The following is a 17757-nucleotide window of genomic DNA, read 5'->3' on the forward strand; positions in this document are numbered from 1 at the left end:
CAGTAGCTATGTCGTTCTCGTCTAGCACGTGGGCGATGCCCCCTAGACGGGACACTGTTAGACGGTTCGGACAGTGACCGGACGGCGATCGAGGAGGAACGGTGGCGGGCGAGTCCCCCGACAAGTCGGTAGATGAAGGAGCGTCCGGGGAGCAGGACCCGAGGCTGTCGGTCTTCCAGCCGCGAGACCCCCTGAAGGAGGCGGTGGCGGCCTGGGTCGCCACGGCCGAGCCCGCCGCGGCGGCGGGGCCGGACGGGGACGCGGGTACGGAGACCGAGGCCATCGAGGCCGTCGCCGCCCCCTCACGGCCGTCCCCCGGCCGGGTGGACCCGCCGCCGGCCGCGGGCGTGGTCCGCCAGGCCGCCCCGGCCCGGGAGGCAGGTTCCGCTTCGACGGACGAGGCCGATCCGCGTGCGGCGAAGCCGGGTTCCGCTTCGGCGGATGCGGCGAAGGCCGATTCGGCGAAGCCGGGCGATGCGAAGCCTGCCGCGGACACCGAGCGCACCGCCGTCTTCCGCGCCGTGAAGCCGGGTTCCGCTTCGGCGGATGCCGATCCGCGTCCCGCGAAGCCCGGTTCCGCTTCGGCGGATGCGGCGAAGGCCGATTCGGCGAAGCCGGACGACGTGAAGCCTGCCGCGGACACCGAGCGCACCGCCGTCTTCCGCGCCGTGAAGCCTGGTTCCGCGCCGGCGGATGCCGAGAAGCCGTCGGGGAAGTCGTCCGGGGATGTACGTACCACCGCGTTCGGTGTGGTGACGTCGGAGCCGGACCCGGCCCCGGACGGGGAGAAGCCGTCGCAGGACCCGCGTGCGCCGAAGCCTGGTTCCGCTTCGGCGAAGCCGGATGACGCGAAGCCTGCCGCCGACACCGAGCGCACGGCCGTCTTCCGTGCCGCGAAGCCCGGTTCCGCGCCGGCTGACGCCAAGAAGCCGGATTCCCCTTCCGCGGACGCCGATAAGCCCTCGCAGGACCCGCGCGCGGCGAAGCCCGCCGATGACAGTGAGCGCACGGCGGTCTTCCGTGCGGTCAAGCCCGGTTCCGGGCCGAACGATGCCAAGAAGGCGGATTCCGGTTCGGCGGATGCCGCGAAGGCCGACTCGGTTAAGTCGGATGATGCGAAGCCTGCCGCGGACACCGAGCGCACCGCCGTCTTCCGTGCGGTGAAGCCCGGTTCGGCGCCGGCCGATGCCAAGAAGCCGGATTCCGCTTCGGCGGACGGTGCGAAGGCCGACTCGGCGAAGCCCGGCGACGACAGCGAGCGGACCGCCGTCTTCCGTGCCGTCAAGCCCGGTTCCGCGCCGGCCGACGCCAAGAAGCCGGCCTCGCCCCCGGCGGGGGACCCGCGCGCCGCGAAGCCCGCCGCCGACGGCGACCGGCGCGTCAGCGCCTTCGTACCGCTGCGCGGCGAAGAGGGGTCCGCCCCCGCCGCGAAGCCCGCCGCGAAGCCCACCCCGCCGCCGCCGGCCGCGCCCCGCCTGGACCCCAGCGAGCGCACCACCCAGCAGCCGCTGCCCCCCAGGCCGCCGCTCGACATGCTGGCGGACCTCACCAACAACCCGCCCCCGCCGCCCAGCCCGGTCCGCACCGCGATCCGGCGGTTCAAGATCTACGCGCCGATCGTGCTGCTCCTGGCCATCGTGATCGCCGTCGTGCAGCTGGTGCGCCCGCTGCCCGCGCCGAAGCTCCAGATGACCGCGAAGGCCACGTACACCTTCGCCGGCGGGAACCCGAACCTGCCCTGGCCCACCGAGGGCCAGGCCTCCATGGCCGCCGCCGGCCTCGGCACGATCGGCACCTCCGGCGAGCAGAAGCCCGTGCCGATCGCCAGTGTCACCAAGTCGATGACGGCGTACATCATCATGCGCGACCACCCCTTCAAGAAGGGGGAGAAGGGCGCGATGATCGACGTCGACAAGACCGCGGAGACCGAGGGTCAGAAGGACAAGTCGGACAACGAGTCCACCCTCAACACGGTCAAGGAGGGCGACAAGATCTCGGAGTACGACGCGATCGCGGCCCTCATGATCCCCTCGGCCAACAACATCGCACGGCTGCTCGCGCGCTGGGACTCCGGTTCCCAGGAGGCGTTCGTCAAGAAGATGAACGACACCGCCAAGCAGCTCGGCATGACGAACACCACCTACACCGACCCCTCGGGCCTGGACGCGACCACGGTCAGCACCGCCGAGGACCAGGTGAAGCTCGGGCTGAAGATCGTCGAGATCCCGGCGCTGGTGGATATCACCCGCATGCCGAGCTGGACCGACCCGTCCGGCAAGGCGTGGCCCAACTGGAACCGCCTGGTCCCCTTCAACGACTCCCTCGGCATCAAGACCGGTACGACGACCAAGGCCGGCGGAAACCTCCTCTTCGCCGCCCAGAAGAAGGTCGGCGACACCAACCAGCTGATCGTCGGCGCGGTCCTCGGACAGCACAAGCCGCCGATCATCGACAGCGTCATCGCCGCTAGCAAGTCGCTGCTGATCGCCACCCAGAAGGAACTCCAGGGCGCGCCCGTCGTGAAGAAGGGCCAGGTCGTGGGCTACGTGGACGACGGGCTCGGCGGCCACACGCCGGTCGTCGCCACCGCCGACGTCCAGGCGGTCGGCTGGTCCTCGCTGACCGTGGACATCAAGCTCGGCGACGGCGGCACCAAGATCCCGGAGTCGGCCCAGGCCGGGACCGAGGTCGGCGTGCTGACCGTCGGCGACGGGGTCAGCCAGGTGAAGGTGCCGGTGGCGCTCCAGCGGGCACTGGAGACCCCGGGCTTCGGCAGCAAGCTGACCCGGATCGGCTGATCCGGGTCGTCTGATCGCGGGAGCGGCGCGGCGCCCCGGGCAATCAACCCCGGGGCGCCGCGCCGCGTCCAGGGAGTCGTGTCGGTGTCGGGAGAGAGCGTCGGTCGTGACCACAGCTGAGCAGCGCAGGCCCGGGCAGCCGGAGCCGGAGCCGGGCGCGCCCGGGCCCGCCGCCGCGCCCGCGCCCGGGCCGAAGCCCGCCGCCACCCCGCCCGCCGCCACCCCGCCCGCCGCCACCCCGCCCGCCGGCGCCGCGGCCCGCGCGCTCGGCTGGGCGCACCGCCACCCCGTGCTCCTGGCCACCGCCACGGCGGCCGTCCTGCACGTCGTCTGGTTCTTCTGCTTCGCCAACAGCGGCGGCGACCTCGCCGCGCAGGACGCCTGGGCGGAGTTCGTCGGCCGGCACCCCGACACGGCGTACAACCTCGCCTGGTACGGGGGCATGCACCCGGTCTCGTACAGCGTCGTGTCCCCGTACGTCATGCACATGCTGGGCGTCCGGACCACGATGATGATCGCCGGCACCTGCTCGGCCGGGCTCCTCGCGCTGATCCTGACCCGCTGCCGCGGAGCCGTCCGGCGCCCCCTGTGGCCGGCCCTGGCCGGGGCCTACGGGCTGCTGTGCAACGCCCTGTCCGGCCGGGTCACCTTCGGGCTCGGCACGCTCTTCGCGCTCGGGGCCGTCGCCGCCGTCTTCTGCTGGCCCCGCGCGTGGGCCCGCCGGCGCTGGGCCAAGGCCGCCGTCGCCGCGCCGCTCGCCGGGCTGGCCACGGCCGCGAGCCCGGTGGCCGGGCTGTTCCTCGGGGTGATCGCCGCCGCGCTGTTCCTGACCCGGCGGCGCCCGGGCGCGTACGCCCTCGGGCTGGCCCCGGCGGCGGTCGTCGGGCTCTCGGCGTGGCTGTTCCCCTTCTCCGGGACGCAGCCGATGAAGCTGGGCTCGGCCGCGCTGCCCGCCGCCATCGGGCTGGCCATCGCCCTCCTCGTGCCCAAGGGGTGGAAGACGGTCCGCGTCGCCGCGGCCGTGTACACCTCCGGGGTGCTCCTGACCTGGGCGATCGACTCCCAGGTCGGTTCGAACGTCACCCGGCTGGTCATGCTCTTCGGCGGGGCGGTGCTGCTCGCCGCCCTCCCGTACGAGGCCGCGCGCACCCGGCGCCGGCGCGCGCTGCTGCTCGCGTTCGCCGGGCTGACCGTCTGGATCACCACCAACAGCGTCACCGACATCGTCCGCACCACCCCGGTCGCCGCCTGGAACCGCGAGCTGGCCCCGCTGGTCGACCAGCTCCAGAAGGCCGGGGCGGACCGGGGCCGGGTCGAGGTGGTCCCCGCCAGCAGCCACCGGGAGTCCTCCGCCTTCCCGGCGTACGTGAACCTCGCGCGCGGCTGGAACCGGCAGGCCGACCTGGAGCGCAACCCGCTCTTCTACGACGACACCCTCACCGCCGAGAGCTACCGGGCCTGGCTGGAGCGCTGGGCCGTGCACTACGTGGTGCTGCCCGCCGGTAAACCCGACTCGGGCGGGCAGGCCGAGGCGAAGCTGGTGCGCGAGGGGCTCCCGTACCTGCGGCAGGTGTGGGGCGACCAGAACTGGCGGCTCTTCGCGGTGGACGATCCCACGAACCTGGTCGCCGGACCGGCCCGGGTGCTGCGGGCGGGCGCGGACCAGCTGGTCGTCGACGTCTCGGCGCCCGGCCGGGTGCTGGTGCGGATCCCGCACTCCCCGTGGCTGGGGCTGGTGGACGGCGCGGGCAAGGCGGTGGAGCCCCCGCAGGCGCGGGGCGAGGCCGCCGCCGGGGCGGTGAAGGCGTACGAGAACACGTCCGGGTGCCTCTTCAAAGCCGCCCCGGACGCCTCCGGGGACGTGTGGACGGAGCTGCTGGCCCCGGCGCCGGGCGAGTACCGGATCGCGGCGAAGTACCAGCTCCCGCGCGGCACGCCCTGCCCGGAGGAGCTGCTCGTGAAGACCCTGGGCACCCCGCCGCGCCCCTGACCCGCCACCCGCGCCCCGAAATCGTTACGACCGGTCCGGGTGCATCCGTCCCTATATCTGCATACGATCCCAGTAGTCCGATTGGGTGCTTCCCGAGGGAGTTGACGACGGGATGAGCAAAGAGCAGAAGCAGGACGTCCAGGTGGCGATCGCGAAGGTGGCGGAACGGCTCCAGCCGCCCGCGCACGGTCACGGCTTCGAAGGTCCGATCCGCAGCAAGGTGAAGGGCGGGGCCCACACCAAGGCGGCCCTCAAGCGGGCCGGTACCCCGCAGGGCGACCGGATCGGCGAACGCAGCAGAGGTCTCAGCTGACGGGCGCCCGTTGTCCCCAGTCATGTCCCCAGCAATGACGTGAGCAGCCCTCCCGGCCCGGCCGGGAGGGCCTTTACGTGTCCGCTCGAGACCATCCGGACAACCGTTACATTGCCGACGCACTACCTGAACGTGGCCCTCGTAAGGTCGCTCTCGTCGCCAGGGCAAACAACCCAAAGCGGGCGACGACGACCGACCGATCCGAGGGGAACCTCCACATGCGCGCCACCTTCCGTACCGCCGCCGTCGCGGCCGGTGCGCCCCTCACCCTTGCCCGGCGGCGTGCCGTCGCCGCCACCGCCCTGGCCGTCACCGTCACCGGCGGCCTCACGGCCTGCGGCACCGCCGCCGCCCAGCTCCCGCCGGACCCGAAGGTCGGCAGCACCGCCTCCGCCCCGGCGCCGGACACCGCTCCGGCGCTGGAGCGGTCGAAGCCGACCGGCATGAAGATCGACGCGGCGGGCGTGAACGCCAAGAGGATGGTCGACCTCAAGGTGGACCCCGCCACCGGCGAACTCGGCGTCCCCGACCCGGACACCGCCGCGAACGACCCGGGCTGGTGGACCGAGGGCGCCACCCCGGGCGAGAAGGGCGTCTCCGTCCTGGTCGCCCACTTCGACACCAGGCACGGCCCGGCCCTGATGAAGGACATCAAGAAGATCAAGCTCGGCGACCTTGTGGAGGTCCCGCGCGAGGACGGCAGGACGGCCAAGTTCAAGATCCGCGAGATCGAGGACGTCAACAAGGACCGCTTCCCCACCGACAAGGTCTACGGAGCCACCGACCGCCCGGAACTCCGCCTGCTCACCTGCGGCGGCGACATCAAGAACGGCCACCGCACGAACAACGTCATCCTCTACGCCGACCTGGTGGCCTGACCCCGCCACCACCAACGGCAAAGACCCCCAGCCATGATCGGCTGGGGGTCTTCTCGTCTGTGCCCCCGGCAGGATTCGAACCTGCGACACCCGCTTTAGGAGAGCGGTGCTCTATCCCCTGAGCTACGAAGGCAGTAGCCGACTGGCCACCGACAGCCTAGCGGATCGTGCTGTGCGGATGCGCCCCCATATGGCGTCGAGCCCTCGGCGGCGGCTCGGCGGCGGCGGCTCGGCGGTGGTGGCTCGGTGGGGGCGTCGGTCAAGATCGTAGGGTTGGTGCGGGATCCGGCGGGTGTGGGGCTGTCGGGGGAAGAGGTGGGGGAAGCCGATGAGCGGTACCGGTGAAGTGGGTGTTCTGGCGCAGCCGTTCGGGGCGGGCTTTGCGGGCGATCCCTACGGGGTGTACGCGCGGCTGCGCGCCGAGGGGGCCGTGCACCGGGTCGCGCTGCCCGACGGGGCGGCGGTGTGGCTGGTGACGCGCGAGGCCGATGTGCGCGAGGGGCTGGCCGACTCGCGGCTGTCGGTGGACAAGAAGCATTCGGGGAGCGGGTTCAAGGGGTTCTCGCTGCCTCCGGCGCTGGATGCCAATCTGCTCAACATGGACGCCGAGGACCACCTGCGGCTGCGCCGGCTGGTCGCCCAGGGGTTCACTCCCCGCCACGTCGAGGGGATGAGGGCCTCGGTCCAGGCCGCGGTGGACGGATTCGCCGACCGGCTCGTGGCGCGGGTCGAGGGCGAGGGGGTGGCCGATGTGGTCGCCGAGTTCGCCAGGCCGCTGCCGCTGAAGGTCATCGGGGATCTGTTCGCCGTCCCGGAGGGCGACCGGGAGCGGTTCTCCCGGTGGGTGGCCGGCATGCTCACCCCCGCGAGCCGTGAGGAACTCGCGGGCGCCGTACAGGAGATGCACCGCTTCTTCGTCGGGCTCGTCGCCGCGCGGCGCGCCGCCCCGGGCGGGGACGTCCTTTCCGGGCTGATCGCCGCCCGCGACGCGGAGGACCGGCTGAACGAGGACGAGCTGGTGTCGCTCGCGTTCCTGATCCTCATGGCCGGCAGCGAGAACGTCCAGCACCTGCTCGGCAACGGGCTGTTCGCCCTGCTCACCCATCCCGGACAGCTGGCCGCGCTGCGGGAGCGTCCCGAGCTGCTGCCCGAGGCCGTCGAGGAACTGCTGCGGTACGCCCACGCCAACCACACCGCCATCCGCCGCTTCCCGACCGAGCCGGTCGAGATCGGCGGCGTACGGATCCCCGCGGGCGACACCGTGCTGCTCTCGCTCGCCTCCGCCCACCGCGACCCGGCCCGCTACCCCGAGCCGGACCGCTTCGACATCGGCCGGGCCGACAAGGGCCATCTCGCCCTCGGGCACGGCCTCCACTACTGCCTCGGCGCGCCGCTGGCCCGGATGCAGGTCACCCTGGGCCTCGGCGCCCTGCTCCGCCGGATGCCGGGGATGCGGCTCGGCGTCACCGCCGAGGCGCTGGAGTGGAGCACCACCTTCAGGTTCCACGCGCTGCGGGCGCTGCCGGTCACCGGCAGTCGGTGAACGCCGTCAGTACCGCAGTGACGCCGCCACCGGGAGGTGGTCGCTCGCGGTGGCCGGCAGGGTCCACGCCGAGAGCGGGGTCAGCCCGCCCCGGACCAGGATCTGGTCGATGCGGGCCACCGGGAACCGCGCCGGCCAGCTGAGACCGAACCCGGCGCCCGCCGACTCCTGGGCGGCGGTGAAACGTTCCATCACCGGGGCCAGCGCACCGTCCGCCGTGGTCCCGTTGAAGTCCCCGACCAGCAGGGTCCGCCCGCCCGGGCCGGCGCGCAGCTGCGCGTCGAGGTTGCGGGCGGCCTCGTTGCGGCGCTCCGTGGTGAAGCCGCCCGCGCCCAGCCGGACGGAGGGCAGGTGGGCCACGTACACCGTGACGGGCCCCTTCGGGGTCTCGGCGGTGGCGCGCAGCAGGAGCCGCCACGGCACGATCGGCGTACCGCCCGGGTCGCGCAGCGGGAAGGTGCTCCACAGCCCGACCGTGCCCTGCACCACGTGGTACGGGTGGCTCGCGGCCAGCTCCCGCTCGTACGTGTCCAGCGCGGGCCGCGTCAGCTCCTCCAGGGCGATCAGCTGCGCGCCGGAGGCGGCGACGGCCCGGGCGGTGCCGGCCGGGTCGGGGTTGGCGTCGTCCACGTTGTGGGTGACGACGCTGAGGTCGGCCGGGCCGCCCCGGGCGCCGTCGGCCAGGGTGGTCCCGTAGAGCCAGGTCCAGGCGAGGGCGGGCAGCAGTACGGCCACCAGCGCGCGCCGGGAGCGGCGCAGGAGGGCGGCCGCCAGCAGCGCGGGCACCGCGAGGCCGGTCCAGGGGAGGAAGGTCTGCACGAGGCTGCCGAGGTTGCCGGTCGCCGGGCTGCTGGGGATCCAGGGGTGCAGCAGCATCAGCAGGGCGGTCAGGACGGCGAGCGCCGCGAGGACGTGCCCGCGAGCGGGGCGGGGGCGTGGGCGGGGGCGCGGACGGGGGCGCCTCACGGCCTGCGCCCCGCCCGGCCGGGCCCGTTCGTCCCCGGGAGCGGGCGGCTGCGGAGCATCGCGTACGTGGTCATGCCCCTGGTGACGCGCCCGGCGGGCCGGAGGTTCTGCCGTCCCGGCCGGTGATACGGAGGCCGGGCCGCCGGTACCCGGGCTGCGGGGCCGCCCGTACGCCGGGTACGCCGGGCCGCCGGGCCGCCGGTACCCCGGCCGCCGGTGCGCCCGTACGCCGCCGCGCGCGCCGCCCGCAGGGCGGGTTTCGGTCATGGTCGGCCGGGATGTGGTGGAAGGGCGCCGTCCGGGGGCCGGGGCTGGGACACTGCGCCGGGTGGACTCGGTGAACAACAGCATCTCCGGCGGCACCTTCAACGGCCCCGTCTTCATGGCCGGCGCCATCGCCCCGCGCGCGCCCCTCGTACCGCGCATGCTGCCCCACGGCCCCGACGGGTTCGTCGACCGCGAAACCCACCGCGCCCGGCTGGACGAGCTGCTCGCCACCCGGCACCAGCGCGCCACCCCGCTCCTCGTCCTGCTGCACGGCACACCCTGGGCCGGCAAGACCGGACTCGCCCTGCACTGGGCCCGCCGGCGCCAGGGGGAGTTCCCCGGCGGGGCGTTCTACGCCGAGATGAGCCCCGACGGGCTCGGCGCCACCCCCGAACCGGCGGCCGTACTCGAGTCGTTCATCGGCATGACCGGCGCCCCGCGCGCCGAACTCCCCGCCACCGAGGCGGAGCTCGCCGCCCGCTTCCGGGGGCTCACGGACGCCGAGCCCGTCCTGGTCGTCCTCGACGGGGTCGCCCGGGCGAGCGACGTGGCCCGGCTGCTGCCCGGACACCCCGCGAGCATGGTGGTGATGACCAGCCGCTTCCGCCTGGGCGCCTTCGCCCCGGACCGGCTCCCGGTGCGGATCGGCGTCGGGGAACTCCCCGAGGAGGCCTGCGCCGAACTGTTCCGCGCCGTGGCCGGGGAGGAGGCCGACGCCTCCGCCGCCGCGTTCGGGACGGTCATCCGGGCCGCGGCGGGGCTGCCGCTCGTGGTGCGGATCGCCGCCGCGCAGGCCGCCGACCCGCTGTCCGGCGGGGTCGAGGGGCTGGCGGCGCGCGTCGCCGGGCAGCCGTCGGTCCTGGAGGTGATCGGGGTGTCCCTCGACCTGGCGTACGCGGCCCTCGACCCGGCCGCGCAGCGCGGCCTGCGGCTGCTGGGGGCGCATCCCGGGCCGGAGTTCGCCGACGCGTTCCTCGACGCCCTCGCCCCCGGCGCGCTGGCCGGGCTGTACGCGGCGGGGCTGCTGGAGCGGGCCGCGCCCGCGCGCTCGCGCCTCAACGGGGCGCTGCACGGGCACGCCCGGGTCCTGGGGGCCGCCGAGGAACGGGAGAACGAGCGGCTCGTCACCGACTGGTACCTGCGCCGCGCGGCGGCCGCCGAGCACACGCTCTCCGGGCGCTGGCACCACGGGCCGCTCTTCGCGGAACCCGAGGCGCTGAAGGCGGTGTTCGGGCAGGACAAGGCCGCCGCCGTCGCGGCCCTCGAGCCCGACCGGCACAACCTCGCCGCCGTCGCCCGCCGGTGCGCGGCCGCCGACCCCGCCGCGCTGTGCCAGCTCGCCGAGGCCGTGCACGGGCTGTTCTTCAGCCGCGGCCACCACAGCCTGTGGATCGACATCGTCCGCCCGGCCGTCGAGGCGGCCGGCCGCACCGGCGACGGACTCGCCCTGGCCCGCGCCCACTTCGAGCTGGCCTTCGCCCTCGCGGACCGGGGCTCGGCGGAGGACCTCGCCGAGGCCCGCGAACAGTACGACAAGGCCCGCGAGTGCGCCCGCCGCATCGGGCACGCCCGCACCGAGTCCTCCGCCCTGGAGGGGCTCGGGCAGCTCGCGGCCAGGTCCGGGGACCCGCTCGGCGCCCTCGAGCTGTACGGGCGGGCCCGAGCCGCCCTCGGCGATGTGGAACACCCGCGCGGCCACGCCCTGCTGGAGTACCACCGGGGCAACGCGGCCAGTGCCGCCGGGCGCCACGAGGAGGCCGCCGCGCACCTGGGGGAGGCGCTGCGGCGGTTCCTGGCGCTGGAGCGCCCCGACACCGGCAACGCGGCCAAGACCCGGCTCCGCCTCGCCCGGGCCCACCTCGCGGCGGGCCGGCCCGAGGCGGCCGAAGGCCCGCTGGGGGAGGCCCTCTCCGCCCTCACGGAGCGGACCGTCGACCGGGCCGACGCCTTTCTCGTACGAGGCGACGTACGGCTCGCCCTGGGCGACGCGGCAGCCGCCCGGGCGGACTGGCGGTACGCCCTCGAGCGGTACACGGAGCTGGGCAGCGTCCGGGCGGAGGAGGCCCGCGTCCGGCTGGCCCGCGCCCCCCGCGGCCTACCCTCCGAGCCGGGTGAGCCGCAGCGCTGACACGGCGTCCCCGACCCGCAGGGCCACCTCGCCCCGCGGGTCGGCGTCCGCGCCCAGCAGGGCCAGCAGCACCGAGCCGGCCAGCGCGGGGTCGTCCGTACCCGAGGCGGCGAACTCCCGCCCGTCCCGCAGCACCAGCCGGCCCCCCGGCCCCGCCACCAGCGCGCACCCCGGATAGCGGGCCAGCAGCTCCGCCGGGTCCGCCCCCGCCCGGGCCAGCAGCACGTCCGCCCGCCCCCGCCACCGCGGGTCGGGTTCCGCCGCGTCGGCCACGGCGTGCGGGTCGGGCCCCAGGTGGGCGGTGCCGTGCCCCTGCGGCTCGGCGGGGTAGCGGCGCAGCCGGACCTCCCGGCCGGCGACGGCGGCGTCCACGTACAGCGGCGGCCCCGCCGGGCCGCGGCCGGCGCCCGGCCCGGGCGGCACCGCGACCGGCCGCGGGACGCAGTCGGACGGCGGCTCGGGCAGCCCCAGCCGCCGGTAGCACAGGGCGCGCAGCAGGGCCGCCGACCGCCCGGGGCGCGAGGTCACCCGCTCTGCCGCCCCGGGCACCGCCACGGCGCGGGCGAGCTGCCCGGCCAGCGGGGCGAAGGGGTCCAGCCGGGGCAGCCGCCCGCCGAGCCAGGCCATGGCCGAGCCGGGGGCGACGGTGTCCTCGCCGAAGCCGGCCAGCAGCCCGGGCAGGCCGCGCGCGGCGGCGTACAGGGAGAGCGAGCCGTGGTCCCCGATGTAGGCGTCGGCGGCGCACAGCGCGGCCTTCCAGGTGTCCCCGGCGGGCGGCGGCAGCAGCAGCCCGGCACGCAGACAGGGCTCCAGCCAGGTACGGATCTGCCAGCCGCCGTGGCCGTACCAGGCGTTGGGGTGAATGGCGGCCAGCACCCGGAATTCGTCGTACGGCAATTCGGCGAGGGCGCGCCGCACCACGTCGAAAGAGGAACCCAGGACGGAATCGGGGCCCCAAGTGGAGGTGATCAGGAGGAGTTTCTGTCCGGGCCGGATTCCGAGGGCCGCGCGGTATTCCGCGCGGAAGGGCGCGGAGGCCGCCAGCTGGTCCGCGCAGGGGTCGCCCAGGACGTGCGCGTACGGGGAGGCCTCGGGGCAGTCACGGTCCAGGCGGGCCAGCTGCTCCTCGTGCGAGAGGACGATGGCGTCGGGCACGACCCGGCCCTCGTGCAGCAGCCACTCGGCGGACAGCCCGAAGGCCCCGCCCCCGCCCGCAGCCCCTGCCCCTGCCCCTGCCCCGGATTCCGGATTCCGGATTCCGGATTCCGGATTCCGGATTCCGGCTGAGTTTTTTATTGTATCCGGCGCCGTGCGGGGTGCCAATGAGCGGTGCGGAAATGTCCTCCAGGTTTCCGCCCCTGCTGGTGCTCACCGCGAGGTCGAACTCCTCGGAAAGCGCCTGTTCCCACGGAATGAGGAAGAGCCCGCGCTCGGAGGCGAATTCGGCGATCCCGTCCTCGAAGGCGGAGGACCCGGTGCAGGTGAACACCACCCGGACCCGGGGGTCGCCCTCGAAGGCGGCGAGCACGTCCAGCAGCCGGGTCGCGGAGGTGACGTTGTGGATGACGCCGAGCACCGTGCGCTCGGCCCGCACCGTGAGCCACCGCCGTGCCGGGAGCCCCCGCACCGCCCGCATCCGGCCTCCCGCCACTGCCCGTATCCCGTGCCCGTATGGCCGATCGGCCCACGCCGCCGTCAGCCTACGGTTAGCGTGGGCGCCATGGATGTCGCGGCACTGGTGACGGCGGGTGCGACCACGGTGGTGGGTCTCATGGCCTCCGACGCGTGGAAGTACGCGAGCGGGCGCTTCGCCCGCCTCCTCGGCCGGGGCGAGGACGACCCCGGGCAGGAGGAGGCGCTCACGCGCGAACTGCGCGCCTCCCGCGCCGAACTGCTCCTGGCCCGCGCCGACGGGGACGAGGTGGCCGCGGACCGGGTCGAGGAGGCCTGGCGGGACCGGCTGCGCGAGGTGCTCCGGCAGGACGAGGCGGCCGCGCGGGAACTCGCGCAGCTGCTGGACGAGGTGAACCCGGGCTGGCGCGAGCCCGCGGCCCCCACCGTCAGCAACACCATCAGCGGCGGCACCTTCAACGCGCAGGTCTACCAGGGCCGGGACTTCGGCAGCATCACCCTGGACATGACACGCCTGCCCCCGCCCAACGACCACTGACGACCGGTTCACCTCCGCCAGAACAGGTGGTGCGCCACCCCGCTCGGGCTCGGCACGACCTCCAGGTGGTACCGGTCGAGCAGCTCGTCGGGCGACTCCCAGAGCCGGGACCCGGATCCGAGCCGCAGCGGCGACACCGCCACGTGCAGGGTGTCGACGAGGCCGGCGTCGAGGAACTCCCGGATGGTGGTGGCCCCGCCGCCGAGCCGGACGTCCTTGCCCTGCGCCGCGTCCCGCGCCAGTGCGAGGACCGCGGCCGGGTCGCCGTCGACGAAGTGGAACGTGGTGTCGGACAGGGTGAACGACGGACGCCCGTGGTGGGTCATGACGAACACCGGGGTGTGGAACGGCGGCTCGTCCCCCCACCAGCCGCGCCAGTCGTGGTCGAGCCAGGGCCCGCGCTGGGGCCCGAACTTGTTGCGGCCCATGATCTCGGCGCCGATGTTGCGCGCGAAGTCCCGTGTGAAGTAGTCGTCGAGGCCGCGGCTCCCCCCGGGGTCGGTGCGCATGGGCCAGCTCGCCGTGGCGCCGGCCCAGGCGAACATCTCCCCCGGGTCGGCGTCACCGAACGGCCTCTCCAGGCTCTGGTGCTCACCGGCACCGAACCCGTCGCTCGAGACGTTGAAGTTCATGACTCTCAGCAGCTGTTCCACGCGTTCCTCCTGCGGGTGTCGACAACGATGAGACTCCCCGGGCCGGGCAGACTCATCGGTGCCGCGCCAGGCGGTCCGGCGAAACCTCGCCGGACCGGGGCAGCGGCGCCCGTCGGACCCCCATCGGGGTGTGAGAGGTCAGGGCCGGGTCACGCGCACCTGGTACTTGCCGCCCGGCAGCTCGCCCAGCACGGAGATGCCGATGCCCGCCTTCTCGTCGGTGAAGGTCTCGCCCGGCCGGAACGGCGCGTCCGACAGCTCCGCGTGCACATTGGGCCGCCGCGTGCAGCCGCCGCTCCCGCTCGCGCTGTCCGAGACGGTGACCGGCCCGCGCCCGGTGTCCACGTCCGAGTCGACCTTGTAGATGAGCACCCCGGGTTTGCAGACGGCCTCGTCGTTCCCGGCCCGGGTGCGGACCTCCACCGCGTAGCCGGCGCTCTCCGAGAGGGGGACGAAGGCCAGCTTCGTGCCGCCCTCCACGGCCAGCGGGGTCAGGAGGTGGTCGCTGGTCCCGGAGGTGGAGGCGCAGCTGACCTGGCTGCCGTCGAGCCAGCCCAGCTTCCACTTGTGCCAGCCGAGGAGGTCGTTGTTGGCACCCCAGTCCTCGCTCATGATGTCCCAGTGCCCGACCGTGCCGCCGCCGTCGGCGGTGTACAGGTCGGGCAGCCCGAAGACGTGCCCGTTCTCGTGCGGGAGGACCCGGTAGCCGGTCTCCCGGTAGGAGCCGGAGCCGTCGTCCTGCCGGCTGTAGACGAAGGACGTGTTCGCGAGCGGCACCCCGTCGGCCATCGGCGCCTCTCCGTTGCCGGAGAAGGTGACCGACAGGACGGTGTCCAGTGCGGACGGTCCCGCGTTCGGGGTGACCAGGATGTTGATCAGGTCGTACCGGCTGAAGTCCACCTCGGAGTCGGCGGCCTTCGCGATGTGCTCGACGAGCTGCCGGTAGCCCGGCTCGTAGGCGGAGCCGCGCTCGATCCCGTACGCCGCGAAGGGCATCGGCATCCGCAGCCAGTTCCGTACGGGTGACTCGGCGCGGTAGGCGAGGCGTCCGTAGGAGCTGGTGCGGAACCAGTCGGAGGTCTGGGGGAAGAACTCCGCCAGCCGGTCCATGGCCGTGCCCTCGCCCTTGGCGTCGGGGAAGTCGATCATCAGGTTCAGCGCGCGGACCTCGCCGGTGGAGCGTGAGTACCCGGGCGGGGTGGGCAGGCCCTCCGACATCTGGACGCCCATGGTCCCGGTGATCCGGCACGGAGCCAGCACCGACTCGGCGCTGGTGGCCACGGGCCCGGAGGCCGAGTGGCCGCGGCCGGATATCCCGCCGCTGGCGGTGGCGGTGACGCCCAGGGCCAGTGCGGTGAGGCCGATGAACGCGCTGGTGCGGCAGGGTCTGCGTATCCGGTGGCGGGTCTGCGGCATGGAGATCGCCTTCGGGTCCGCGGCAGCCGGCCGGGTCCGGACTGCTCTCTGTGCGCTCACCCTCCGACGGTTGCGACACGCCCGCGCGTCGAAAGCGTCCGAATGTGACCCAACCGGGGCAAATACCCCTCTCCCGTGTGTGACGCAGCTCACACGGACGAGTGAAATAACCGGGGACTGGATCCCCGTTTGAACAAGAGTCCCCGAAGCGGGGACCAGCTCCCCGGTTAGGGGCGGCTGCACGAGCCGAAGCCGTACGCTCCGAGGAGGCCCCGGAATGAAGAGCCCCGCCAGCACGCCGGCGGCCGCCCCCCGGGCGGACGTGGACCTCGCGGCCACCGCCGCCCCCACCCGGGTCCCGAAGCCGCGCGCCGACGCGGTGCGCAACCGGGAGCGGATCCTCGTGGCGGCGCGCGAGATGCTCGTGGAGTTCGGCGCGGACGCCCCCCTCGACGAGATCGCCCGCAGGGCCGGCGTCGGCAACGCCACCCTCTACCGGCACTTCCCGGACCGGGCCGCCCTCGTCCACCACGTGGTGCTCTACGTGATGGACCGGGTCACCGCCCTCGCCGAGGACTCGCTCGCGCAGGAGCCGGACGCCTTCGCGGCGCTCTGCCGCTTCACGCACGCCGCGGCCGACGAGCGGATCGGCGCCCTGTGCCCGATGCTCTCGGACGGCTTCGACCACGACCACCCCGAACTCCTCGCCGCCCGCGACGCGCTGGGGGTGGCGGTCGAGACCCTGGTCGCCGCCGGCCAGGACGGCGGCCTGCTGCGCGCCGACATCGGCGTGGGGGACCTGATGATCGCGCTGTCCCAGCTCAGCCGCCCCCTGCCGGGGACCGACTGCCTGGCCGTCGAGCGGTTCGCCCACCGCCACCTCCAGCTCTTCCTCGACGGCCTGCGGGCCCCGGCCCGCTCCGAACTCCCCGGCACGGCAGCCACGTTGGAAGACCTCAGGCGCGTGGCCCAGGCTTAAAACCAGATGACGGCCCGCCCCCGGACTGCATAGCCTTAAACCGCACTTTTTCCAGTCATTTCTCGTCATTTCCAATCATTCGCACAGTGAAGTGGGTACCCCCATGTCAAAAACGGCCGCGACCGCCTCGCCGGCTGCCGTCGATCCCAGCCGATGGAAGGCCCTGGTCTTCATCGCGCTGGCGCAGCTGATGGTCGTCCTCGACGCGACCATCGTGAACATCGCCCTCCCCTCCGCCCAGACCGACCTCGGCATCTCGGACGGAAACCGCCAGTGGGTGATCACCGCCTACGCGCTGGCCTTCGGCGGACTCCTCCTCTTCGGCGGCCGCATCGCCGACAAGTGGGGCCGCAAGAACGCCTTCGTCATCGGCCTGATCGGCTTCGCCCTGGCCTCCGCGCTGGGCGGCGCCGCGACCGGTGAGGCGATGATGCTGGGCGCCCGCGCCCTCCAGGGTGCCTTCGGCGCGCTGCTCGCCCCGGCCGCGCTCTCCCTGCTGGCGGTGACCTTCACCGACGCCAAGGAGCGCGCCAAGGCCTTCGGCATCTACGGTGCGATCGCGGGCGGCGGCGGCGCCGTCGGCCTGATCCTCGGCGGCTTCCTGACCGAGTACCTGAACTGGCGCTGGACCTTCTTCGTCAACATCCCCTTCGCGATCGTCGCGGCCGCCGGTGCCTGGATGGTCATCCGCGAGCCGGCCGGCTCCCGCAACAGCGCGCGCCTGGACGTCCCCGGTGTGATCCTCTCGACGCTGGGTCTGGTCGCGCTCGTCTACGGCTTCACGCGCGCCGAGTCCGCGGGCTGGTCGGACGAGGTCACCGTGGGGCTGTTCGTCGGCTCCGCGGTGCTGCTCGCGGCCTTCGTGTTCGTCGAGTCCAAGGTGAAGTCCCCGCTGCTGCCGCTGCGCGTCCTGCTGGAGCGCAACCGCGGCGGTGTCTACCTCTCGCTGGGCCTGGCCGTCATCTCGATGTTCGGCCTGTTCCTCTTCCTCACGTACTACCTCCAGGTCGTGAAGGGCTTCTCGCCCGTCAAGACCGGCTTCGCCTTCCTGCCGATGATCGCGGGCATGATCGCGGGCTCCACCCAGATCGGCGCCCGCCTGATGACCCGGGTCGCGCCGCGGCTGCTCATGGGCCCGGGCTTCCTGCTCGCCGGCGCCGGCATGCTGATGCTGACCCAGCTGGAGGTCGGCTCCTCCTACCCGGCGCTGATCCTGCCGGCGCAGCTGCTGCTGGGCCTCGGCATGGGTACGGCCTTCATGCCGGCCATGTCCCTGTCCACGTACGGGGTGGACCCGGCCGACGCCGGCGTGGCTTCGGCCATGGTCAACACCTCGCAGCAGGTGGGCGGCGCGATCGGCACCGCCCTGCTGAACACCATCGCCGCCTCGGCGACCACCGCGTACCTGACCGACCACGCGGCCGAGGCCGCGGCGGGCGGCGCCGCGGGGAAGCTGGTGCAGGCGCAGGCCATGGTCGAGGGCTACGCGTCCGCGATCTGGTGGGCCGTCGGCATCCTCGTGGTCAGCGCGGGCATCGCCTTCGCGCTGATCAACACCGGCCGTCCGGGCTCGGGCGGGCCGGTGGCCTCCGGATCGGGCGCGGCCGAGGACTCCGAGATCAAGGTCCCGGTGATCGCCCACTGACGGGGGCGTGC

13 protein-coding genes and 1 tRNA gene are annotated in these 17757 nt (G+C 73.9%); 9 read left to right on the forward strand and 5 right to left on the reverse strand.

Going from position 1 to position 17757, the window contains the following annotated elements; genetic code table 11:
- Positions 1 to 101: 101 nt before the first annotated feature.
- The 4 genes from OOK34_RS15260 to OOK34_RS15275 all read left to right on the forward strand — a co-directional run bounded on the left by OOK34_RS15260 (position 102) and on the right by OOK34_RS15275 (position 5979).
- A complete protein-coding gene (locus OOK34_RS15260; protein ID WP_267034416.1) occupies positions 102 to 2798 on the forward strand; it encodes a D-alanyl-D-alanine carboxypeptidase in 2697 nt (898 codons plus the stop codon).
- Between the two features lie 289 nt (positions 2799 to 3087).
- A complete protein-coding gene (locus OOK34_RS15265) occupies positions 3088 to 4788 on the forward strand; it encodes an MFS transporter (RefSeq protein ID WP_267036751.1) in 1701 nt (566 codons plus the stop codon).
- 112 nt (positions 4789 to 4900) lie between these two features.
- Positions 4901 to 5101, forward strand: coding sequence for a hypothetical protein (locus OOK34_RS15270; protein ID WP_267034417.1), 201 nt, complete (start codon positions 4901 to 4903; stop codon positions 5099 to 5101).
- A 218-nt stretch (positions 5102 to 5319) separates the two neighbouring features.
- Complete coding sequence (locus OOK34_RS15275; protein WP_267034418.1) at positions 5320 to 5979, forward strand: sortase; 660 nt, start codon at positions 5320 to 5322, stop codon at positions 5977 to 5979.
- Between the two features lie 60 nt (positions 5980 to 6039).
- On the opposite strand, the gene OOK34_RS15280 is transcribed toward OOK34_RS15275, so the two are convergent.
- Positions 6040 to 6112: transfer RNA gene (locus tag OOK34_RS15280), tRNA-Arg, on the reverse strand.
- Between the two features lie 195 nt (positions 6113 to 6307).
- Here OOK34_RS15280 and OOK34_RS15285 point away from each other — a divergent pair.
- On the forward strand, positions 6308 to 7522 hold the full coding sequence (locus tag OOK34_RS15285) for a cytochrome P450 (protein ID WP_267034419.1): 1215 nt from the start codon (positions 6308 to 6310) through the stop codon (positions 7520 to 7522).
- Positions 7523 to 7528: 6 nt separating this feature from the next.
- Here the strand turns inward: OOK34_RS15285 and OOK34_RS15290 are convergent, their stop codons facing one another.
- Positions 7529 to 8488, reverse strand: a complete 960-nt coding sequence (locus OOK34_RS15290; RefSeq protein ID WP_267034420.1) for an endonuclease/exonuclease/phosphatase family protein — start codon at positions 8486 to 8488, stop codon at positions 7529 to 7531.
- Positions 8489 to 8816: 328 nt separating this feature from the next.
- Between OOK34_RS15290 and OOK34_RS15295 the strand changes: the two genes are divergently transcribed.
- The gene (locus tag OOK34_RS15295) at positions 8817 to 10883 is read left to right on the forward strand and encodes a tetratricopeptide repeat protein (protein ID WP_267034421.1); all 2067 of its coding nucleotides are present in this window, start codon (positions 8817 to 8819) and stop codon (positions 10881 to 10883) included.
- Here the strand turns inward: OOK34_RS15295 and OOK34_RS15300 are convergent.
- The gene (locus OOK34_RS15300; RefSeq protein ID WP_267034422.1) at positions 10851 to 12038 is read right to left on the reverse strand and encodes a hypothetical protein; all 1188 of its coding nucleotides are present in this window, start codon (positions 12036 to 12038) and stop codon (positions 10851 to 10853) included. The two genes, OOK34_RS15295 and OOK34_RS15300, sit on opposite strands and share 33 nt — an antisense overlap.
- Before the next feature lie 565 nt (positions 12039 to 12603).
- Here OOK34_RS15300 and OOK34_RS15305 point away from each other — a divergent pair.
- Complete coding sequence (locus tag OOK34_RS15305) at positions 12604 to 13053, forward strand: hypothetical protein (protein WP_267034423.1); 450 nt, start codon at positions 12604 to 12606, stop codon at positions 13051 to 13053.
- An 8-nt stretch (positions 13054 to 13061) separates the two neighbouring features.
- Here OOK34_RS15305 and OOK34_RS15310 read toward each other — a convergent pair whose 3' ends face one another.
- Positions 13062 to 13706: a dihydrofolate reductase family protein gene (locus OOK34_RS15310; protein WP_267034424.1), complete on the reverse strand. Its 645-nt coding sequence runs from the start codon at positions 13704 to 13706 to the stop codon at positions 13062 to 13064.
- 138 nt (positions 13707 to 13844) lie between these two features.
- Complete coding sequence (locus tag OOK34_RS15315; protein WP_267034425.1) at positions 13845 to 15122, reverse strand: M6 family metalloprotease domain-containing protein; 1278 nt, start codon at positions 15120 to 15122, stop codon at positions 13845 to 13847.
- Between the two features lie 277 nt (positions 15123 to 15399).
- On the opposite strand from OOK34_RS15315, the gene OOK34_RS15320 reads away from it, so the two are divergent.
- Together OOK34_RS15320 and OOK34_RS15325 are read left to right on the forward strand one after the other, a co-directional pair.
- Positions 15400 to 16101: a TetR/AcrR family transcriptional regulator gene (locus OOK34_RS15320; protein WP_267034426.1), complete on the forward strand. Its 702-nt coding sequence runs from the start codon at positions 15400 to 15402 to the stop codon at positions 16099 to 16101.
- A gap of 103 nt (positions 16102 to 16204) precedes the next feature.
- On the forward strand, positions 16205 to 17746 hold the full coding sequence (locus OOK34_RS15325; RefSeq protein WP_267034427.1) for an MFS transporter: 1542 nt from the start codon (positions 16205 to 16207) through the stop codon (positions 17744 to 17746).
- The last annotated feature ends 11 nt before the right edge of the window (positions 17747 to 17757 follow it).

Source organism: Streptomyces sp. NBC_00091, from assembly GCF_026343185.1.
Lineage (GTDB): Bacteria > Actinomycetota > Actinomycetes > Streptomycetales > Streptomycetaceae > Streptomyces.

Bases quoted from the DNA above. Each gene is read 5' to 3' on its own strand.
- OOK34_RS15315 (WP_267034425.1), bottom strand. From the start codon at position 15,122: ATGCCGCAGACCCGCCACCGGATACGCAGACCCTGCCGCACCAGCGCG.
- OOK34_RS15275 (WP_267034418.1), top strand. From the start codon at position 5,320: ATGCGCGCCACCTTCCGTACCGCCGCCGTCGCGGCCGGTGCGCCCCTC.
- OOK34_RS15305 (WP_267034423.1), top strand. From the start codon at position 12,604: ATGGATGTCGCGGCACTGGTGACGGCGGGTGCGACCACGGTGGTGGGT.
- OOK34_RS15270 (WP_267034417.1), top strand. From the start codon at position 4,901: ATGAGCAAAGAGCAGAAGCAGGACGTCCAGGTGGCGATCGCGAAGGTG.
- OOK34_RS15285 (WP_267034419.1), top strand. From the start codon at position 6,308: ATGAGCGGTACCGGTGAAGTGGGTGTTCTGGCGCAGCCGTTCGGGGCG.
- OOK34_RS15325 (WP_267034427.1), top strand. From the start codon at position 16,205: ATGTCAAAAACGGCCGCGACCGCCTCGCCGGCTGCCGTCGATCCCAGC.
- OOK34_RS15320 (WP_267034426.1), top strand. From the start codon at position 15,400: ATGAAGAGCCCCGCCAGCACGCCGGCGGCCGCCCCCCGGGCGGACGTG.